The organism is Albidovulum sediminicola, from assembly GCF_025751575.1.
GTDB lineage: Bacteria > Pseudomonadota > Alphaproteobacteria > Rhodobacterales > Rhodobacteraceae > Albidovulum > Albidovulum sediminicola.
The window spans coordinates 1-14,686 of the sequence record NZ_JAOWLA010000023.1 but is presented as its reverse complement, the minus strand read 5'-3'; the positions used below and the strand labels follow the sequence as shown (position 1 = coordinate 14,686).

Below are 14,686 nucleotides of genomic sequence, written 5' to 3'. Positions count from 1 at the left end.
TTGTGGGGGCAAGCGTTCGACGTGCTGGCCGGGCGTCTCGATCAAACCTAGCGCGCGGTCGCGATGTCCCCGCGCGCATCCCGAATGATGATCCAGGCGGAATGAAGAAAAAGCCCGGCGATGGCAAAGGCGACAAGCAGGTCCGGCCATGCGGAGCCGGTCCATGCGACCAGTCCCGCCGCCCCCACAACCGCGGCATTGCCGATCGCATCGTTGCGGGAAAAGAGCCAGACCGCTTTCACGTTCGAGTCTCCGGCGCGGTGCGGGACAAGCACCAGGGCGGCGGAGATGTTGATGGCCAGCGCCACGAAGGCGAGCGCCCCCATCAAGCCCGCCTCGATCGGTTGCTGAGAGAAGACCCGCCATAGCGTGTTGGCCGTCACGCCCAGGCCGAGCGCCGCCAGAAAAAGCCCTTGCACCAACGCGGACCGGGCCCGCCACAGCAAGCTCCACCCGATGGCGAGCACGCCGAGGAACGTGATGAGCCCGTCCCCGATGAAATCGAGCGCATCTGCCTTCAAGGCCTGTGATCCGACGATGAACCCGCCGATCATCTCGATGAGGCCATAGCCCAGGTTCAGGAGGATCACGATCCACAGCGCCCGGCGATAGGCGGGCGTCGTGTGCGAAGCTGGGCTAGGGATCCGGTCGTCGCCGGCCACCACGTCGAGGCGGTCCAGATGGTGCCCGGCCTCGTTCACGGCCTTCTCGACCGCCGCGATGCGTGGGTCATTCGCCGGCACCGGGAGCGAAAGGATCTGGGACGCGGTCGAAACCATCGCATCAGCGACACCTGCGGACAGAACGGCACGTTCGATCCTCGCGGCGCAGGAAGCGCAGTCCATGCCCCTAACGCGGTATCGTATCGCTTCTGTCATCGGGGACGCCTCCGTGATCCTGACATCTTCCGATGTCTAATCTATCCCGGAAAGATCCAGAAGGCTTGGCGAAGGCGTCGTCTCGGTATCTTCTCTCGACCGGAGCGAAGCGTTTTGATGTGCCGACGGGATTCGGCCCGGTCACGGCGCCGCGGATTGGGCGCAGGGAGGACGGATTGAGAAAACACCGAATGCCGCCTCTGTCGTTGCTCAATACTTTCCAGGTCGTTGCCCGGCAGCGCAGCTTCACGCTCGCAGCGAATGAGCTATGCCTGACGCAAAGCGCCGTCAGCCGGCAGATCAAGGCGCTTGAGGATGAGCTGGGCCTGCCCCTGTTCCGGCGCCTGCACAGGGCGATCGAACCCACGGCGGAGGGGCAGCGGCTCTACGAAGCGGTGACGCGGGGATTGCAGGAGATCGAGACCTGCGTCTCCGGTCTGACGGCGGCGGCGGAAAACCCGCAGATCACCGTCGCCGCATCGGTGGCTTTTTCCTACTTCTGGCTGATGCCGCGACTGGAACGGTTCGCCGCCCGGCATCCGGAGATCGACCTCAGGGTCCTTGCGACCGATCAGCGCGTAGACCTGCGTCAGGAAGGCGTGGACGTGGCGATCTTCTACGGGGAGGGGCGATGGGAAGGGGTGCGGACGCACCTTCTGTTCGGCGAGCGGGTCTACCCGGTCTGCAGCCCCGCCTATCAGCGCACGCATCCGGAGCTTGGCACAGCTTCCGACATGCTCGACCAGACGCTTCTGCATCTGGATGGCGGCGGGAACATCTGGGGCGGCGTGGACTGGCGCGTGTGGCTTCTGGCGCAGGGTGTCTCGGGGCAGCCAGTGCGGCGCGGTGTGCGATTGAACAGCTATCCGATGATCCTCCAGGCGGCCCTGGCTGGCCGCGGGATCGCCCTCGGCTGGAGCTACATCACCGACGAAATGCTGGCCGACGGGCGGCTGGTCTGCCCGGTCGACAGGACGCTCGAGACCAAAGATGGCTATTACGCGGGCGCATTGGAGGCGAACGCGGACCTTCCCGTGATTGCTAGTTTTCTCGCGTGGATCAGGGATGAAGTCGCTGGGTGCCCGGATCACGCATGATCCAGGCGCATGCGTCGCATTCGAAATGATCGTTTGAAGCTTCGCCCGAAGCGCAGTCAACTCGGCCGTCGACAGTCCTTTGGGGGCCGCCATGTCCGATCTCTCTCTTCGCCGAACGCGGCGCCTCGCGCGTGGGGCCGTGCCCCCAGCTTTTGGCGTCGCGCCGATCACCCCGGGCATGGTCGGCGGTCGCTACATGCCGCTGACCCAGGCCGAGATGGAGCGCATCCACGACCTGGTCCTGCGTCTGCTTGAGGACCTTGGCCTCTCGCAGGTCACGCCCAGCCTCGAACGCCGCGCGGTGGAGGCCGGCTGCCGGGTTGACGAGACCGGCCGCCTTCGCTTCCCACGCGCGCTGGTCGAGGACGTGATCGCCCGCACCCGGCGCAAGTTCACCCTGCATGGGCTCGACCCGGTCCACGATCTGGAGATCGGGGGCAGGCGCGTCCATACGGGAACCGGCGGAGCGGCCCCGACCATCATGGACTTCGACAGCGGCCGGTACCGTGAAAGCACGGTCGCCGACCTCTATGACATCGCCCGGCTGGTGGACCGGCTGGACAACATCCACTGGTATCACCGCTCAGTCGTGGCGCGCGACACCGACACGATTCTAGACCTCGACATCAACACCACCTATGCCTGCCTCTCTGGCACCACGAAATCGATCGCCGTCAGCTACACCGACGGCAACAGCGTGCGCGCCGTGCAGCCGATGCTCGACATGGTGGCGGGTGGCGAGGGCAAGTTTCGCGAGCGGCCGTTCTGCACCGCCGTCTGCTGCCATGTCGTTCCGCCGATGCGATTTGCCACCGAAAGCTGCGATGCGCTGGAGGCGGCGGTTCTTGCGGGAATGCCGATCCTTCTGGTTTCCGCCGGGCAGGCGGGGGCGACCGCCCCGGCGGCCCTCGCAGGCGCGGTGGCGCAGGCCTGCGCCGAGGTGCTGGCCGGGCTGATCCTGTGCAACCTTGTCGACCCGCATTGCCGGGGCATCTTCGCGGCCTGGCCCTTCGTCTCCGACCTGCGCACCGGCGCGATGTCCGGCGGTTCGGGCGAACAGGCGCTTCTGTCGGCGGCCTGCGCGCAGATGGCGGGGTTCTACGACCTGCCGAACTCGGTCCCCGCGGGCATGACCGACAGCAAGCTTCCCGACGTGCAGGCAGGGGGTGAGAAGGGCTACACGATCTCGCTGGCCGCCCATGCCGGGGCCACGATGATCCACGAATGCGCCGGGATGCAGGGCAGCCTGATGGGAACCACCCTGGAAAGCTATGTGCTCGACAACGACCTTCTGGGCGCGATCCTGCGCACCGTGAAGGGGGTCGAGGTCAGCGAGGATACGCTGAACTTCGACGTGGTCCGCGATGTGGTCATGGGTGCTGGCCACTACCTCGGTCACCCGCAGACCTTCGCCCGGATGAAGACCGATTATGTCTACCCCGAGATCGCCGATCGCCGCAGCATCAGCGAGTGGCAGGAGGCCGGCGCCCGCGATGCCCGCGCCGTGGCGCGCGACCGGGTGCGCCGGATCCTGAGCGAACACTACCCCGGACACATCGCAGAAAGCGTCGATGCGCGTCTGCGCGAAACCTACAATATCGTTCTGCCGACGGCCCGGATGCGCGCCGGCAACGGCGTCTGGTAACCGAGACAAGGAAAGGGCTTGGTCATGCAGTCACATGCAAGGGTCGTGATCGTTGGTGGCGGCATGATGGGGGTGGGCCTTGCCTATCATCTGGCCGAGGAGGGCTGGAAGGATGTGCTGCTGATCGAGAAGGGCGAACTGACCAGCGGTTCGACCTGGCATGCGGCCGGGCAGTGCCCGTCCTTCATCGGCAACTACAACATGGCCAAGATCCACCACTATTCCAACACGCTCTATCCGCGGCTGGAGAAACTGACCGGCCACCCGACCGGCTGGCACGGCTGCGGCGGCATCCGGCTCGCCACCACCCCCGAAGAGGTCGACTGGTTCCGCCATGTCGCCGGGTTCGCCGCCAATATCGGCTTCGAGATGGAGATCATCGGTCCGGACCGGATCAAGGAACTGAACCCATGGCTTGTCACTGACGGTATCCTCGCCGGGGCGCATACGACGATGGACGGGCATGTCGATCCGGCCAGCGCCTGCAACGCCATGGCGGCAGGCGCGCGGCAACTGGGCGCGACGATCATTCGGCGCAATCGGGTAACCGGCATCAACCGCCTGCCCTCGGGCGAATTCGAGGTGGTGACCGAGCAAGGCAAGGTCATCTGCGAACACGTCGTCAACGCTGGCGGCTGCTACGCGCGCGAAGTGGGATCCTGGCTCGGCGTCGACACGCCCATCAGCAACATGGAGCACCAGTATCTCGTGACCGAGCCGCTTGCGGCGTTCAAGGGCATCGACACCGAACTGCCGGTCATGCGCGATCCGGTGACGGCCGGCTACTATCGGCAGGAGCAGAAGGCGGGCCTGGTGGGTATCTATGAGCACACCGGGGCGAAAGAGGCCTGGGCCGCGCGGGGCGGCTGGCCCGAGTGGCAAAGCGAGAACGAACTTTTCGAAGGCGATATCGATCGCATTGCGCCCTGGCTCGAAAGGGCGCTGGAACGGATGCCGATCTTCGCGGAAGCGGGCATCAAGCGTGTCATCAACGGCGCAATCCCGCACACGCCCGACGGCAATCCGCTTGTCGGACCGGCCCATGGGGTTCCGAACGTCTGGCAATGCTGCGGCTCCTCGATTGGCATCGCCCAGGGCGCAGGGTGCGGAAAGTACCTCGCTCAGTGGATGGTTCACGGCAACGCCGAGATCAACATGGCCAGCGTCGATCCACGCCGCTTCGGCCGCTATGCCGACGCCGCCTACACCCGTGCCAAGAGCTTCGACGACTATCACAACATGTTCGAGACCCCGTTGCCGGGACGCGAGATCCAGGCCGGCCGCCCCAGCCGCGTGACGCCGCTTTATGAGCGGCTGAAGGCCAAGGGCGCCGCCTACACCGAGGTCCACGGATGGGAGCGGCCGAAGTATTTCGCCCCTGCGGGCTTCGTCGAAAAACTCCAGTTCCGGCGCAACAACGTCTTCGATCTGGTGGCGACCGAATGCCGGGCGGTGCGAGAGCGCGTCGGCATCATGGACCTGTCAAGCTTTGCGAAGTTCGATGTGACCGGCCCGGGCGCCGAGGCGCTTCTCGACCGTCTGACGGCCAACCGACTGCCGAAGCGGCCGGGCGGTATCGCCTTGACCCATGTGTTGTCTGACGGCGGCCGGGTCGAGGGCGAATGGACGATCACGCGGCTGGGACCCGATCGGTTCTACGTGCTTTCGGGCGCGGGGAGCGAGCGTCAGGCGATTGACCATCTGCGCTTCGCGGCGGGGGATGACGTGACCATCGCAAATGTGACCGACGACCTTGGGATGATTGTCGTGGCTGGCCCGAAAGCGCGGGAGGTGCTCGCGCCGCTGACCGACGCGGATTTGTCCAACGCGGCGTTCCGCTGGCTATCCGGGCAGGAGATAACCATCGCGGGCGTGCCGGTCCGCGCGCTGCGCGTGACCTACGTGGGCGAACTGGGCTGGGAACTCCACGCACCGATGGGGGCGTTGGCGCGGCTTTACGATGCGATCTGGACCTCTGGCGTGGCGCATGGCATCGCCGATTTCGGTGCGCTCGCGGTCAATAGCCTGCGGATGGAGAAAGCCTATCGCGGTTACGGTGCGGAACTGACCAATGAGATCACTCTGATCGAGGCTGACTGCGCCCGCTTCTACGCGCCCGAAAAGGGCGACTTCCGCGGGCGCGAGGCAACAGAGGCGGTGCGCCATAAGGGCGTCGCGACAAGGCTGGTCTACGGAGCGGTCGCGGCCACCGACTGCGATATCTACGGCGGGGAGGCGGTCATGCAGGGCAACCGGGTCGTTGGGGTCTGCACCTCTGGCGGCTATGGCCACGCGACCGGAAAGAGCCTCGCCTTCGCCTATGTGAACCCCGAGGTCTCCGGCGACCTCGAAGTGGTCGTCCTTGGCGAACGCCACCGCTTCACGGTGCTGGAAGAACCCGCGTGGGATGCCGCCAACGCACGTCAGAAGGCGTGAGAGAGACCGGTTCTGCCAGCGGCTCCCGCCCTTGGGTATTCCCGTGAACGCGGAGATCTCTTCGATCGGCCCCGGTCCAGAAAGCAGCCCATCGCCACGAGCGCCGGCCTTCGCAACCACGCAGTGCTGGGCTTAAACCCCCAGCACTATCGCGCTGTCGTCGGGGCTGCGGAACATCGACCTAAGGGATCGCTGCGGTGCCACTCCGGCGACTGCTCGGCGCATCGCCAGCACCCTTTGGATACGAAATCCGGGTGCATGGCGTTTCGAGGCGATACTTCCGAAAGGCCGCACCGGCCTCGACAACCTCTCCCTCAAACCGGGCGCCGAGGCGCGTGAGTGCGCCAAGGTTTCGACGCGAGGGCGGCAACAGGAAAGTCACGAAGGGAATGCGCGGGTCCGCGCGGGCAAACTCAAGGGCCTGGCGCGTGATCAGCGCCCCGAGGCCGAAAGCTGCAGGGCGCAGGACAAGACCGAAATCCCACTCCTCACCCTCTTTCTGAAAACCGCCCCAGCCAACGTAGAGGCCGTCCGCAAGGAACGCCCAGTGCCCAAGCCCGTCGCGCTGCCAGCAAGCTTCCTTGGCGGCGACGAATCGCTCCGCGACGCCCCGGTCCCAAGGCTCGGTCAGGAGCGGCATGTGCGCTGCCATGCGCGGATCGGACATGTGGGCGGCGAGCAGATCCGGGGAAACCTCGGTCAGCCTGGCGAAGGTGACGGCATGCGGACGTCGCCGGTGCCGATGACTCGCGTGCGGTTCAATTGCCTTGTGTCCCATGTGCAGTTCAAATTTCGTTGCTACGATGCCTGGGCGAACCTGGCCTGCTCCGCCAGCCGCGAAAGCAAGCCGCCGCGCCGCGTGAGGAAATCCGCCAGCGCGCTGTCATACTCCGGTCCGACGGCTCGGCGGACAGAGGGACGGTCGGCAAGGTTGGCGCGCCAGGCGCGAACCCGTTCCAGGCCGTCAAGTACGCCGAAATTTCCGATCCGGTCGAAGCTGTCGAAATAGCGAAACACCGGCGCATAAACCGCATCGACAAGGCTGAACCGATCGCCGCCAAACCAGCGGCCGGCCCCCAGATGCATCTCCAGTAGTCGGAAACGTGCGTGCAGCGCGGCGGCCTTCATGTCGAGCGCGGCGTGATCGGTGGCCGAGTAGAAGGCCGCGATGTCGCGCAGGCATTCCGCGCCGAAGTCGATCCAGGCGCGGTGAAGCGCCCGTTCGATTGGGTCGCTGGGGTGCAAGGGATGGGGTTGGGTATCCTCAAGAAATTCCAGGATCGCCGAGGACTCGAAAAGCGCGGTCTCGCCCACCTGGAGGACCGGCGTGCGGCCAAGCGGCGAAAGCTCCAGAAACCACGCGGGCTTGTTTGAAAGATCCACGGTGCGACGTTCGTAGGTCAGGCCTTTCTCGTCCAGCGCAATGGCGATGCGCTGGACGTAAGGGCAAAGCGCGTGGCTGACGAGTGTCATGGGGGTGGGCATGTCCATCTCCGTAAAAAAGGTCCGGGCCGGCTGGGAGACGGCCGACCCGGTGCTGCGCAGCGATCAAAGATCGATTGCGGCGGTGTGCTCAATGCTGGTCCAGTTGCCCTCGGCATTCGCGATCGTCCCGGACTGATCCTTCAGGTAGGCCTTGTAGACATCCTCGTTCAGGAAGACGTAGAGCTTGTCCTCCAGCACCGCGGCGAAGCGCGGGTCGCCGTCGAACTTCTTGCCGACCGACACGCCGAAGGCGCAGAAGCCGCCGTATTGCGGCGCATAACGCGCGGGGTCGGCCTCGAAGGCCCGAAGGTTCGCTTCGGAGGCGAAGTAATAGGCAACACCTTCATGGGCCGCCGCGTAGCTGGCGTTGCCCTCGGTGTTGGTGCCTTGGTCCAGAAGCGCCACCGGATCGGCCCCATGCAGGCCAAGCGGCGCGCCGCCGTAGGTGAGGCCGGGGGCGACATTGGCCTCATCGGCGGCCAGGGCCGGGACCGCGGCGCAGAGCGCGCTCAGCGCGGTGACGGCGACCAGTGTGAGTTTGCGAGACATCAGAGTTCCTTTCGGGATAGTTGAGATCGGCACCGATCCATGCGAACCGGCGACGCAAAATGCCTTGGGCGGTCGGGATGGCTGTTGCCGAAGGTGTTTTGCGTTGCGCCAACTAATCGCAATACCGTCGGTGTTTGAATGCCGGATAATCCGACAATCATGCTTGATCGTCCAAGCATCTGGACGCTTGAAGCCAATCACGGCAAGATGGCCGCATGTTGGACCTCCTAAGCGATATCCTCACCCGCCTGTCGTTTCGCGGCACGCTCTACTTCCGCACTAGCTTCACCGAGCCCTGGGGGGTGCGGGTGCCTGCCCTTCGGCATGTGGCGCGTTTCCACTTCGCGCACCGTGGTGAAGCGCTGGTGCGCGTCGCGGGCCAAGCGGCGCCCGTGGTGCTGGCGCAGGGTGATCTGGTCATCATTCCACATGGCGCCGCGCATGTGCTGTCCTGTCGGCACACCGGACCGGAGGAAGCGCTGCCGCTTGACGACGTCCTCACGCGGTCCGAGTTTCCCGGTTACGGCACACTGGTTTGGGGCGGCGAAGACAAACTGCGCGACACGCAGCTCATCTGCGGCCATTTCGCCTTGGCCGAAGGGTCCCGGCATCTTCTGTTCGACCGGTTGCCGCCCATCATCCACCTGCGCGGTTATGGCGATGAGGCTGGGCCGTGGCTTGAGGCCACGCTGAAGGTTATCGGTGCCGAAGCCGGCGGCACGCGCCTGGGCGGTGACCTGATCGCGCTGAAGATGTCGGAAGCGATCTTTGCGCAGGCGATCCGCGCCCATATCGAGCAGTCGGCCGCTGGCGGCGAGGGCGTCGCAGGCTTTGCCGATCCGCAGTTGGCCCGGGCGCTGGAAGCCTTCCACCAGAGGCCTGCCGCGAATTGGTCGGTGGCCGACATGGCGCGGGAGGCCGGGCTCTCGCGAACCGGCTTTGCGGAACGGTTCACGACACTTCTGGGCGTGACCCCGATGGCCTACGTGACAGCCTGGCGTATGCAGATCGCGCGCGAAGCGTTGTCGGCCCGCGGATTGTCGGTGGCGGAGGCCGCGGAGATCTCTGGCTATGCCTCGGAATCGGCCTTCAGCCGGGTCTTCAAGAAGGAGATCGGGGCATCGCCTGCATCTTTTCGCCTTTCAGAAAAGGCGTGGCAGAAAGCCGTCTGAGGGACGGCGATGCTTGCAGGCGATCTGCGTCGTTGCGACATGTACCGAACGGGGGGTCGAGTCCGATGTCCCTGAGGAGGTGCGCGCCCAGATCCCCCGGCCTGCGGGGTGAAATCTGAGCGGCGTTCGTCAGGCTTGAGAAGCGGCGGAACCAGGGCATTGCGGTTTGGTCCTTTTCGGGGTCAGTTGGGGCTGTCGGCCCCAGCAGGCCGACAGCCAGAGATGCACACCCTGGTGTCAGGGCGCCGGGAACGTTACGCGGTAGAATGGGGCAGGGGCCGCTTCAGCGGTCGCCACCGGCCCAAGGCGCGGCGTTTCCAACGGGGAAAGGGCGCGCAGATAGGCGATCATCGCGATGACGTCGTCATCGGACAACGCGGCATAGGCCGCCCATGGCATCGCCGGGGCGAGGATGCGCCCGTCCGGTGTGACCCCAGTGCGGATCGCGGCGGCGATCTCCTCGTCGCTCCAGCCGCCGAGCCCGGTGACAGCCGGCGTCAGGTTCGGCGGCCAGAAGATGCCGAGGCCCGGGATCTCGAACCCCACGCTGCCGCCGGAAAGCCCAAGTTCGGGCATCGGTGCGCCATCGGCGCCTCGGGGCATGTGGCAGCCCGCGCAATCCATGATCTGCGCGAGATACGCGCCGCGCTCGATCGCACCAGCGCTTGCGTCGGCAAGGGCAGGTAACGGCAGGGCGCCAAGCAGCAGGGGAAGAAGGATGTGATGGGGTCGTTTAGTCATCTTCGTGTGTTCCTTGCAAACGGGTCTATGGTTTGGGGGCGATCAAGCCTCAAGCGGCCGATCGGTGCAGGGTGAGCGAGGCAGACGCGAAGCGCGCATGTGGATCGTAACGGCGGGAAAGCTCGGCAAGGCGCGCTGCGGATGGGTCAGACAGGGTCGGGATGGACGGTCCCGGTCGGTCAAGGTCAGCTTCCCCGACATAGGTGCCGGTGGCGAAGCTCCGGAACCGCGCGACGGCCTCCCGCAGCCAGGTGAGGTTTAGCTCATCCTGCTCAGCCTCCGCCCAGATCCCGTAAAGGATCGAAAAGACCCGGCCCGTCACGGAAAAGGCTGCGGTATCGGGCAGGGGTTCAGCGTTCGAGCGCAGGGAGACCAAGCCGAAGCTTTGTGGCGACGGCGCGCTTTGGATGGCAAGCAGGCTTGCCGACAGCGCTTCAGAAAAACTCCCCTCGGACCAGAGAGCGTCCACACCGTAGCGGCTGCCGGTGGGGGTGGACGCCGCCGTCATCGCGTAGAGCGACGGGATCGGGGTCGGCATCGGCCCTGCAAGCTCCAACGTCCCGGCGGGCGCGTCATGCCAAAGATCGACCCCGATCGCCTCGGCATCGGCCGGATCGACTGCGAAGATGTTGGCGATTGCGGCCAGGATCGCCCCATCCGGGGTCTGGTCGATCTTGACGGTGAATTCGACATGGGCGGGGGATCGCGCCACCGCGCGTTCGGCCCAATCTGCGACGACCTCCGCCGCGCTGGCAGGATAGACCCTGACCAGCGAGTTCGCAGCCTTCGGCCCTTCGTAGAGATGGACCCGGAACGCCGTCACGATGCCGAAGAACGCGGGGCCCGCGCCGCGCGCTGCCCAGAAGATCTCGGGATGACTGTCTTGATTCACCGTCAGAAGCTGCCCGTCGGCCATGACGACATCGAGTTCGAACACCGAGAAACAGGCGATGCCCCAGGCGCTGGAGTTCCAACCAACGCCACCGCCGAGCAGGTAGCCGCTCACCGTGACATCGCCGCAATGTCCGGTGGGAAAGCCCAGCACATGCCGCTCAAGCGCCGAGGCCAGCCGGATGTTCGTGACAGCCGGACCGAGTTCGGCGGTGCGCGCCTCCACATCGATCCTCAAGCTGTCGAGGGCGCCGAGGTCGATCACCATGTCGGCGCGGGCAGCAATACCGGTGAACTGGTGACCGCCGCCGCGCGCCGAGACCGTCAGGCCGTGTTCGGAGGCGTAGCGGACCGCCTCCTGCACATCGCGGACATTGGCTGCCCGCACGATCAGTTGCGCCCGGCGTTCGGGTTTCCGCCCGTTCCAGACCAGCTCGTCGCTGGCGGCGGCATGGTTGGGGTCGAACCGGGTGATGACGGTGCCGCGGATGCGGGCCTTCAGGATGTCGTGAGCCATCTTTCTAACCTTCTGTGCAAAGGGACATCCGCCCGGCCGCGATCGGCGGGTTGGGGTTGTCCTGCCTTGGTATGTAAGCGGGGGCTCAGGCGTGGTTCCGAATGTCGCGCCGGTTGTCCCCGGGGTGACAGTCAGATAGCCCGGCCGTGCTGCGGGCGCATGCTAAGTGTTCCTTCGCGGAATACTCACAAATGCTAAGAGATTGCTAAATCGCCGCCTCGGCGCCGCCCTGTTCGTCAAGCCGGACGCCACAGGTCGTGACCAGTCTGAACCGGCCACGGCCGGCCTTCTCAATCCTCAGGCGTGCGCCGCGCTCGTCCAGGCGCTTGCGAAGCAGGATCAGCCGGGCGTCGAGGTTCTCCGAATGCGTCGGCAGCCTTAGCGTCGTATCGAGCCGAAGCTCGCGGGTGGTGAACTCGGTCCGCCCGGTCGCGGCGTGCTCCCGCAGGAGCCGCCAGAGGATCGCGCCCGCGACCCCCTTGATGAGGTAGTCAGCCCCCAGGAAGACGCTCTGGTCGACCGGGAAGTATCTGACCACGATCTGGGTGTCGGCCGGCTTCGGAACCGGGGCGGCTTCGACCTCGATCTCCTGCGCCTCCTGACGCAAGAGCGCCATCCGTGCACCAAGATGCCCCGCCATGAGCGCCAGCGCGTCTTCCTCCTCATAGCCGAAACTGTTGATCTCGTCGGCTTCGGCGAACAAGACGCCGGCAAGAGCACCGCATTCGGTGATCGGCAGCGCGATCTGGCTGCGCGGTGCGGCGAGGCCGGGAAACGGGATCAGCCGGGGTGGCTCGAACACCACGCCGCTGCGGCGCGCAAGGTCGCTGATCGCGGCGCCATAGCGGTATTCCCGCGTCATGTGGCCGATCCGGATCGGCGCGATTTCGCGCGCAGCCACGCCGATGACCCCTTCGCCAAGCGCCACCTCGGCGCCCACGCCGCTGGTGGGATACCCGCGCGAGGCGACGGTGTAGAGGGTGTCTTCGTCCCCCCCGGTCATCAGCACCATCGACCACCTGATCCCGAATTCGGTTTCCAGCGCCGATGTCGCGGCGTCGAAAAGCTCCTCCAGGTCATTGGCGATGTCGAGGCGGGCACATGCGCGCCGGGTCGCGGCCAGAAGGGAGGGGCCCTCGGAAGTGGGCGGCAACGCGGGGCCGGGAAGGGGTTCGATGGAGCGGACCCGGTAGATGTCGGCGCCAAGAAGCCGGAAGACATCTGCCACCCCGTGATGGGAGGCGATGCCCGCGAGCTTGGCCTTCATGCCTTCGAAGAGTGGGCCGCTGGACTGCGTCTCCTCGTAGGCGAGTTCGAGCCGGTAGTGGCGGAGCGTTTCGGGATCGGTCACCAGGACACTCGCGGTGCGCGTCGCCATGACGTTGCGGCGCGTCTTGTTGAAGAACTGGTAAGAGAGTGCGACCCGTCCGGGATCGACGTAATGGACCTGGCTGATCATCGACACGTTCGGGACCCCGTCCGGGCCGCAGGTCGCCAGTACCGAGGCCATCACGCCCTCCAGCGCGCGCCGCAGCCCGTCTACGCAGAGTTCGGGCATCACGAAATCTCCGCACCTGCGCCGGGGCCGGGCGTCTGGGTGAACACCTGCTCGGGGACGAATTCGAGCGCGACGAGATCGTCGTGATCGTAGGAACTGTAACCAGCCGCCTGCCGGCGGGAGTAGCCGATCTCGACCAGCCCGTCCTGGAACAAGGCGTTCTGTCTGTCGACTTCGGGAAAGTCGTCAGAACAGCAGTCGCGCAGGCTGGCAACGGAGGATTTCACCTGGAAGGAGGTGTGGTCGCGGGTCGCGGTGAAGGTCACGGCGACCATGTTCCCATCCTTCAGGGCAGAGAGCAGGACCTCATTGGCGCGGCGGCCAAGGATGACGCGGAAGCGGTGCTCTCCGATCACGCGGCACCCGACACCGAGCCCCAGGACCGGTCGGCCATCGTTGCCGCATGCAGCGATGGCAACACCGCTGCCCCCTTGGGCAAGGGCGATCAGTTCGCGCGGCAGGCCTGCGATCGCGGCTTCGCCCGCCGCCCGTTTTCCGACGATCGATCCATCGGTCGAGCCCGTCATTTCGTCCATCCGGCTTCTAAACAGGATGAAGCAATCACCTGGGCACTCCTTTGGGAAACCAGCCTCGAGTTGCGCGATGATCCACTCTGTCAGGATCGGCATTCACGCGCAATTGTCCCTTCGGCATTTGGCGGAAGCACGACCTCTCTTTGTCGGGCTGGCATGCGCGCCCACATTCTGGGTCTTTCGGCGACAGGTGCGCGCAGTTCCAATCGGTGGCAGGGCGGGGCTTGCCCGAGGGGCCGAAAAAGTAGGCCGATCCCGTTCGACGCCCTCTCACCGCTTTTCCACGCCGCCACGGATCCGGGCGAAAGCCTTTCCGTGTAACCAGTTTGACTCAGGATGCGACCCCGAGCCTTCTTCAAGGGCATCGCCCAAGGAGATGAGCAGCCTTACCTGATTGGTCGAGTTTGATTGTTAGTGCATGAGCGGTCTCTGAGGTGCCCCTAGATTTATAGACGCTTTGCCCCCTCACGTTGAGGCAAGGAGGCCGAGATGGGGACAAGCAACTACAGCGACGAGTTCAAGCGGGACGCGGTGCAGCAGATTGCAGTTCAGCTTTAAGACAGTGCGGGAGGCGAGCAAGCGATCCTGGCTGACGGGGTTGTGGACCGAGGCGTGGACGGCGGCGAACGTCTGAAGACTTCGCATCTGCCGGAACCGCAGCTTCAGCCATTCCCGCCTTTGGAGCGGCTGATGCGTGTTTTCCGCCCGGTTGTTCACCCTAGCGGCCGGTTCGTTGCCGATCCCGTATCCCACGCTCGCGCAAGGCGGCGCAATCACAGCGCCACAGCGATTTCTTGAGAAATTTCAACGCGACCTTCCGATCTCGCGCCGTGGACACGAGGCGTTCGAGTACCTCGCCCTCGTGGTCGACGGAGAGCGACAGGTAGTGCCGCTCGCCGTTGATCGTCACGAAGATCCCGTTCAGGTGCAAGCTCAATTGGGTCCGGCCCGCAGGCGTTCGGCCTGTCGCGCATGATCTTGGCAACGAACATCGGGCCGAGGCGGTCCCGCCTGAACCGCATGGTCTCCTGGCTGATGTGGAAGCCCCGGTGGCGCATGACCTGCCACTGGTCTTTCATCCAGCCACGACCGGAGCCCGGTGGTTATTTACGCCTATTGGCGCGGGTTGAGCAATCGCCCGTCGCGCGGAGCTTTCATCTCGCGCAGCGGGACGGGCGATTGCG

The 14,686-nt window shown here is 65.5% G+C and carries 13 protein-coding genes; 4 read left to right on the top strand and 9 right to left on the bottom strand.

Annotated features, from left to right (window positions below):
* Positions 1–47: 47 nt before the first annotated feature.
* Positions 48–878: a cation transporter gene (locus tag OE647_RS18205; protein ID WP_263723186.1), complete on the bottom strand. Its 831-nt coding sequence runs from the start codon at positions 876–878 to the stop codon at positions 48–50.
* A gap of 191 nt (positions 879–1,069) precedes the next feature.
* Between OE647_RS18205 and OE647_RS18200 the strand changes: the two genes are divergently transcribed.
* The 3 genes from OE647_RS18200 (at position 1,070) to OE647_RS18190 (ending at position 6,056) form a co-directional block, all read left to right on the top strand.
* The gene (locus OE647_RS18200) at positions 1,070–1,975 is read left to right on the top strand and encodes a LysR substrate-binding domain-containing protein (RefSeq protein ID WP_263723185.1); all 906 of its coding nucleotides are present in this window, start codon (positions 1,070–1,072) and stop codon (positions 1,973–1,975) included.
* Positions 1,976–2,066: 91 nt separating this feature from the next.
* Positions 2,067–3,620 (top strand): trimethylamine methyltransferase family protein, encoded by a 1,554-nt coding sequence (locus tag OE647_RS18195; RefSeq protein WP_263723184.1) that lies wholly within the window; start codon positions 2,067–2,069, stop codon positions 3,618–3,620.
* Positions 3,621–3,644: 24 nt separating this feature from the next.
* Complete coding sequence (locus OE647_RS18190) at positions 3,645–6,056, top strand: FAD-dependent oxidoreductase (RefSeq protein ID WP_263723183.1); 2,412 nt, start codon at positions 3,645–3,647, stop codon at positions 6,054–6,056.
* 181 nt (positions 6,057–6,237) lie between these two features.
* Here OE647_RS18190 and OE647_RS18185 read toward each other — a convergent pair whose 3' ends face one another.
* From OE647_RS18185 to OE647_RS18175, 3 genes are all read right to left on the bottom strand, one after another.
* Positions 6,238–6,834: a GNAT family N-acetyltransferase gene (locus OE647_RS18185; RefSeq protein ID WP_263723182.1), complete on the bottom strand. Its 597-nt coding sequence runs from the start codon at positions 6,832–6,834 to the stop codon at positions 6,238–6,240.
* A 20-nt stretch (positions 6,835–6,854) separates the two neighbouring features.
* Positions 6,855–7,541, bottom strand: a complete 687-nt coding sequence (locus OE647_RS18180; RefSeq protein WP_263723181.1) for a glutathione S-transferase family protein — start codon at positions 7,539–7,541, stop codon at positions 6,855–6,857.
* A gap of 63 nt (positions 7,542–7,604) precedes the next feature.
* Entirely contained in the window at positions 7,605–8,090 is a 486-nt protein-coding gene (locus OE647_RS18175) for a YHS domain-containing (seleno)protein (RefSeq protein ID WP_263723180.1), read from the bottom strand.
* Positions 8,091–8,305: 215 nt separating this feature from the next.
* On the opposite strand from OE647_RS18175, the gene OE647_RS18170 reads away from it, so the two are divergent.
* Entirely contained in the window at positions 8,306–9,262 is a 957-nt protein-coding gene (locus tag OE647_RS18170; protein ID WP_263723179.1) for an AraC family transcriptional regulator, read from the top strand.
* A 237-nt stretch (positions 9,263–9,499) separates the two neighbouring features.
* On the opposite strand, the gene OE647_RS18165 is transcribed toward OE647_RS18170, so the two are convergent.
* The 5 genes from OE647_RS18165 to OE647_RS18145 form a co-directional block, all read right to left on the bottom strand.
* Complete coding sequence (locus OE647_RS18165; protein ID WP_263723178.1) at positions 9,500–10,003, bottom strand: c-type cytochrome; 504 nt, start codon at positions 10,001–10,003, stop codon at positions 9,500–9,502.
* A 49-nt stretch (positions 10,004–10,052) separates the two neighbouring features.
* Entirely contained in the window at positions 10,053–11,411 is a 1,359-nt protein-coding gene (locus OE647_RS18160) for an FAD-binding oxidoreductase (RefSeq protein ID WP_263723177.1), read from the bottom strand.
* 205 nt (positions 11,412–11,616) lie between these two features.
* The gene (locus OE647_RS18155) at positions 11,617–12,969 is read right to left on the bottom strand and encodes a GAF domain-containing protein (RefSeq protein ID WP_263723176.1); all 1,353 of its coding nucleotides are present in this window, start codon (positions 12,967–12,969) and stop codon (positions 11,617–11,619) included.
* Positions 12,969–13,505 carry a hypothetical protein gene (locus tag OE647_RS18150; protein WP_263723175.1) on the bottom strand — a complete coding sequence of 179 codons (537 nt, stop codon included), beginning with the start codon at positions 13,503–13,505 and terminating at the stop codon, positions 12,969–12,971. Before OE647_RS18150 ends, OE647_RS18155 begins: the two co-directional genes overlap by 1 nt.
* A gap of 715 nt (positions 13,506–14,220) precedes the next feature.
* The gene (locus OE647_RS18145) at positions 14,221–14,433 is read right to left on the bottom strand and encodes a transposase (protein ID WP_263723208.1); all 213 of its coding nucleotides are present in this window, start codon (positions 14,431–14,433) and stop codon (positions 14,221–14,223) included.
* Positions 14,434–14,686: the final 253 nt, after the last annotated feature.

Bases quoted from the DNA above. Each gene is read 5' to 3' on its own strand.
- OE647_RS18180 (WP_263723181.1), bottom strand. From the start codon at position 7,541: ATGCCCACCCCCATGACACTCGTCAGCCACGCGCTTTGCCCTTACGTC.
- OE647_RS18195 (WP_263723184.1), top strand. From the start codon at position 2,067: ATGTCCGATCTCTCTCTTCGCCGAACGCGGCGCCTCGCGCGTGGGGCC.
- OE647_RS18150 (WP_263723175.1), bottom strand. From the start codon at position 13,505: ATGGACGAAATGACGGGCTCGACCGATGGATCGATCGTCGGAAAACGG.
- OE647_RS18175 (WP_263723180.1), bottom strand. From the start codon at position 8,090: ATGTCTCGCAAACTCACACTGGTCGCCGTCACCGCGCTGAGCGCGCTC.
- OE647_RS18185 (WP_263723182.1), bottom strand. From the start codon at position 6,834: ATGGGACACAAGGCAATTGAACCGCACGCGAGTCATCGGCACCGGCGA.
- OE647_RS18165 (WP_263723178.1), bottom strand. From the start codon at position 10,003: ATGACTAAACGACCCCATCACATCCTTCTTCCCCTGCTGCTTGGCGCC.
- OE647_RS18190 (WP_263723183.1), top strand. From the start codon at position 3,645: ATGCAGTCACATGCAAGGGTCGTGATCGTTGGTGGCGGCATGATGGGG.
- OE647_RS18200 (WP_263723185.1), top strand. From the start codon at position 1,070: ATGCCGCCTCTGTCGTTGCTCAATACTTTCCAGGTCGTTGCCCGGCAG.
- OE647_RS18160 (WP_263723177.1), bottom strand. From the start codon at position 11,411: ATGGCTCACGACATCCTGAAGGCCCGCATCCGCGGCACCGTCATCACC.
- OE647_RS18155 (WP_263723176.1), bottom strand. From the start codon at position 12,969: ATGCCCGAACTCTGCGTAGACGGGCTGCGGCGCGCGCTGGAGGGCGTG.
- OE647_RS18205 (WP_263723186.1), bottom strand. From the start codon at position 878: ATGACAGAAGCGATACGATACCGCGTTAGGGGCATGGACTGCGCTTCC.
- OE647_RS18170 (WP_263723179.1), top strand. From the start codon at position 8,306: ATGTTGGACCTCCTAAGCGATATCCTCACCCGCCTGTCGTTTCGCGGC.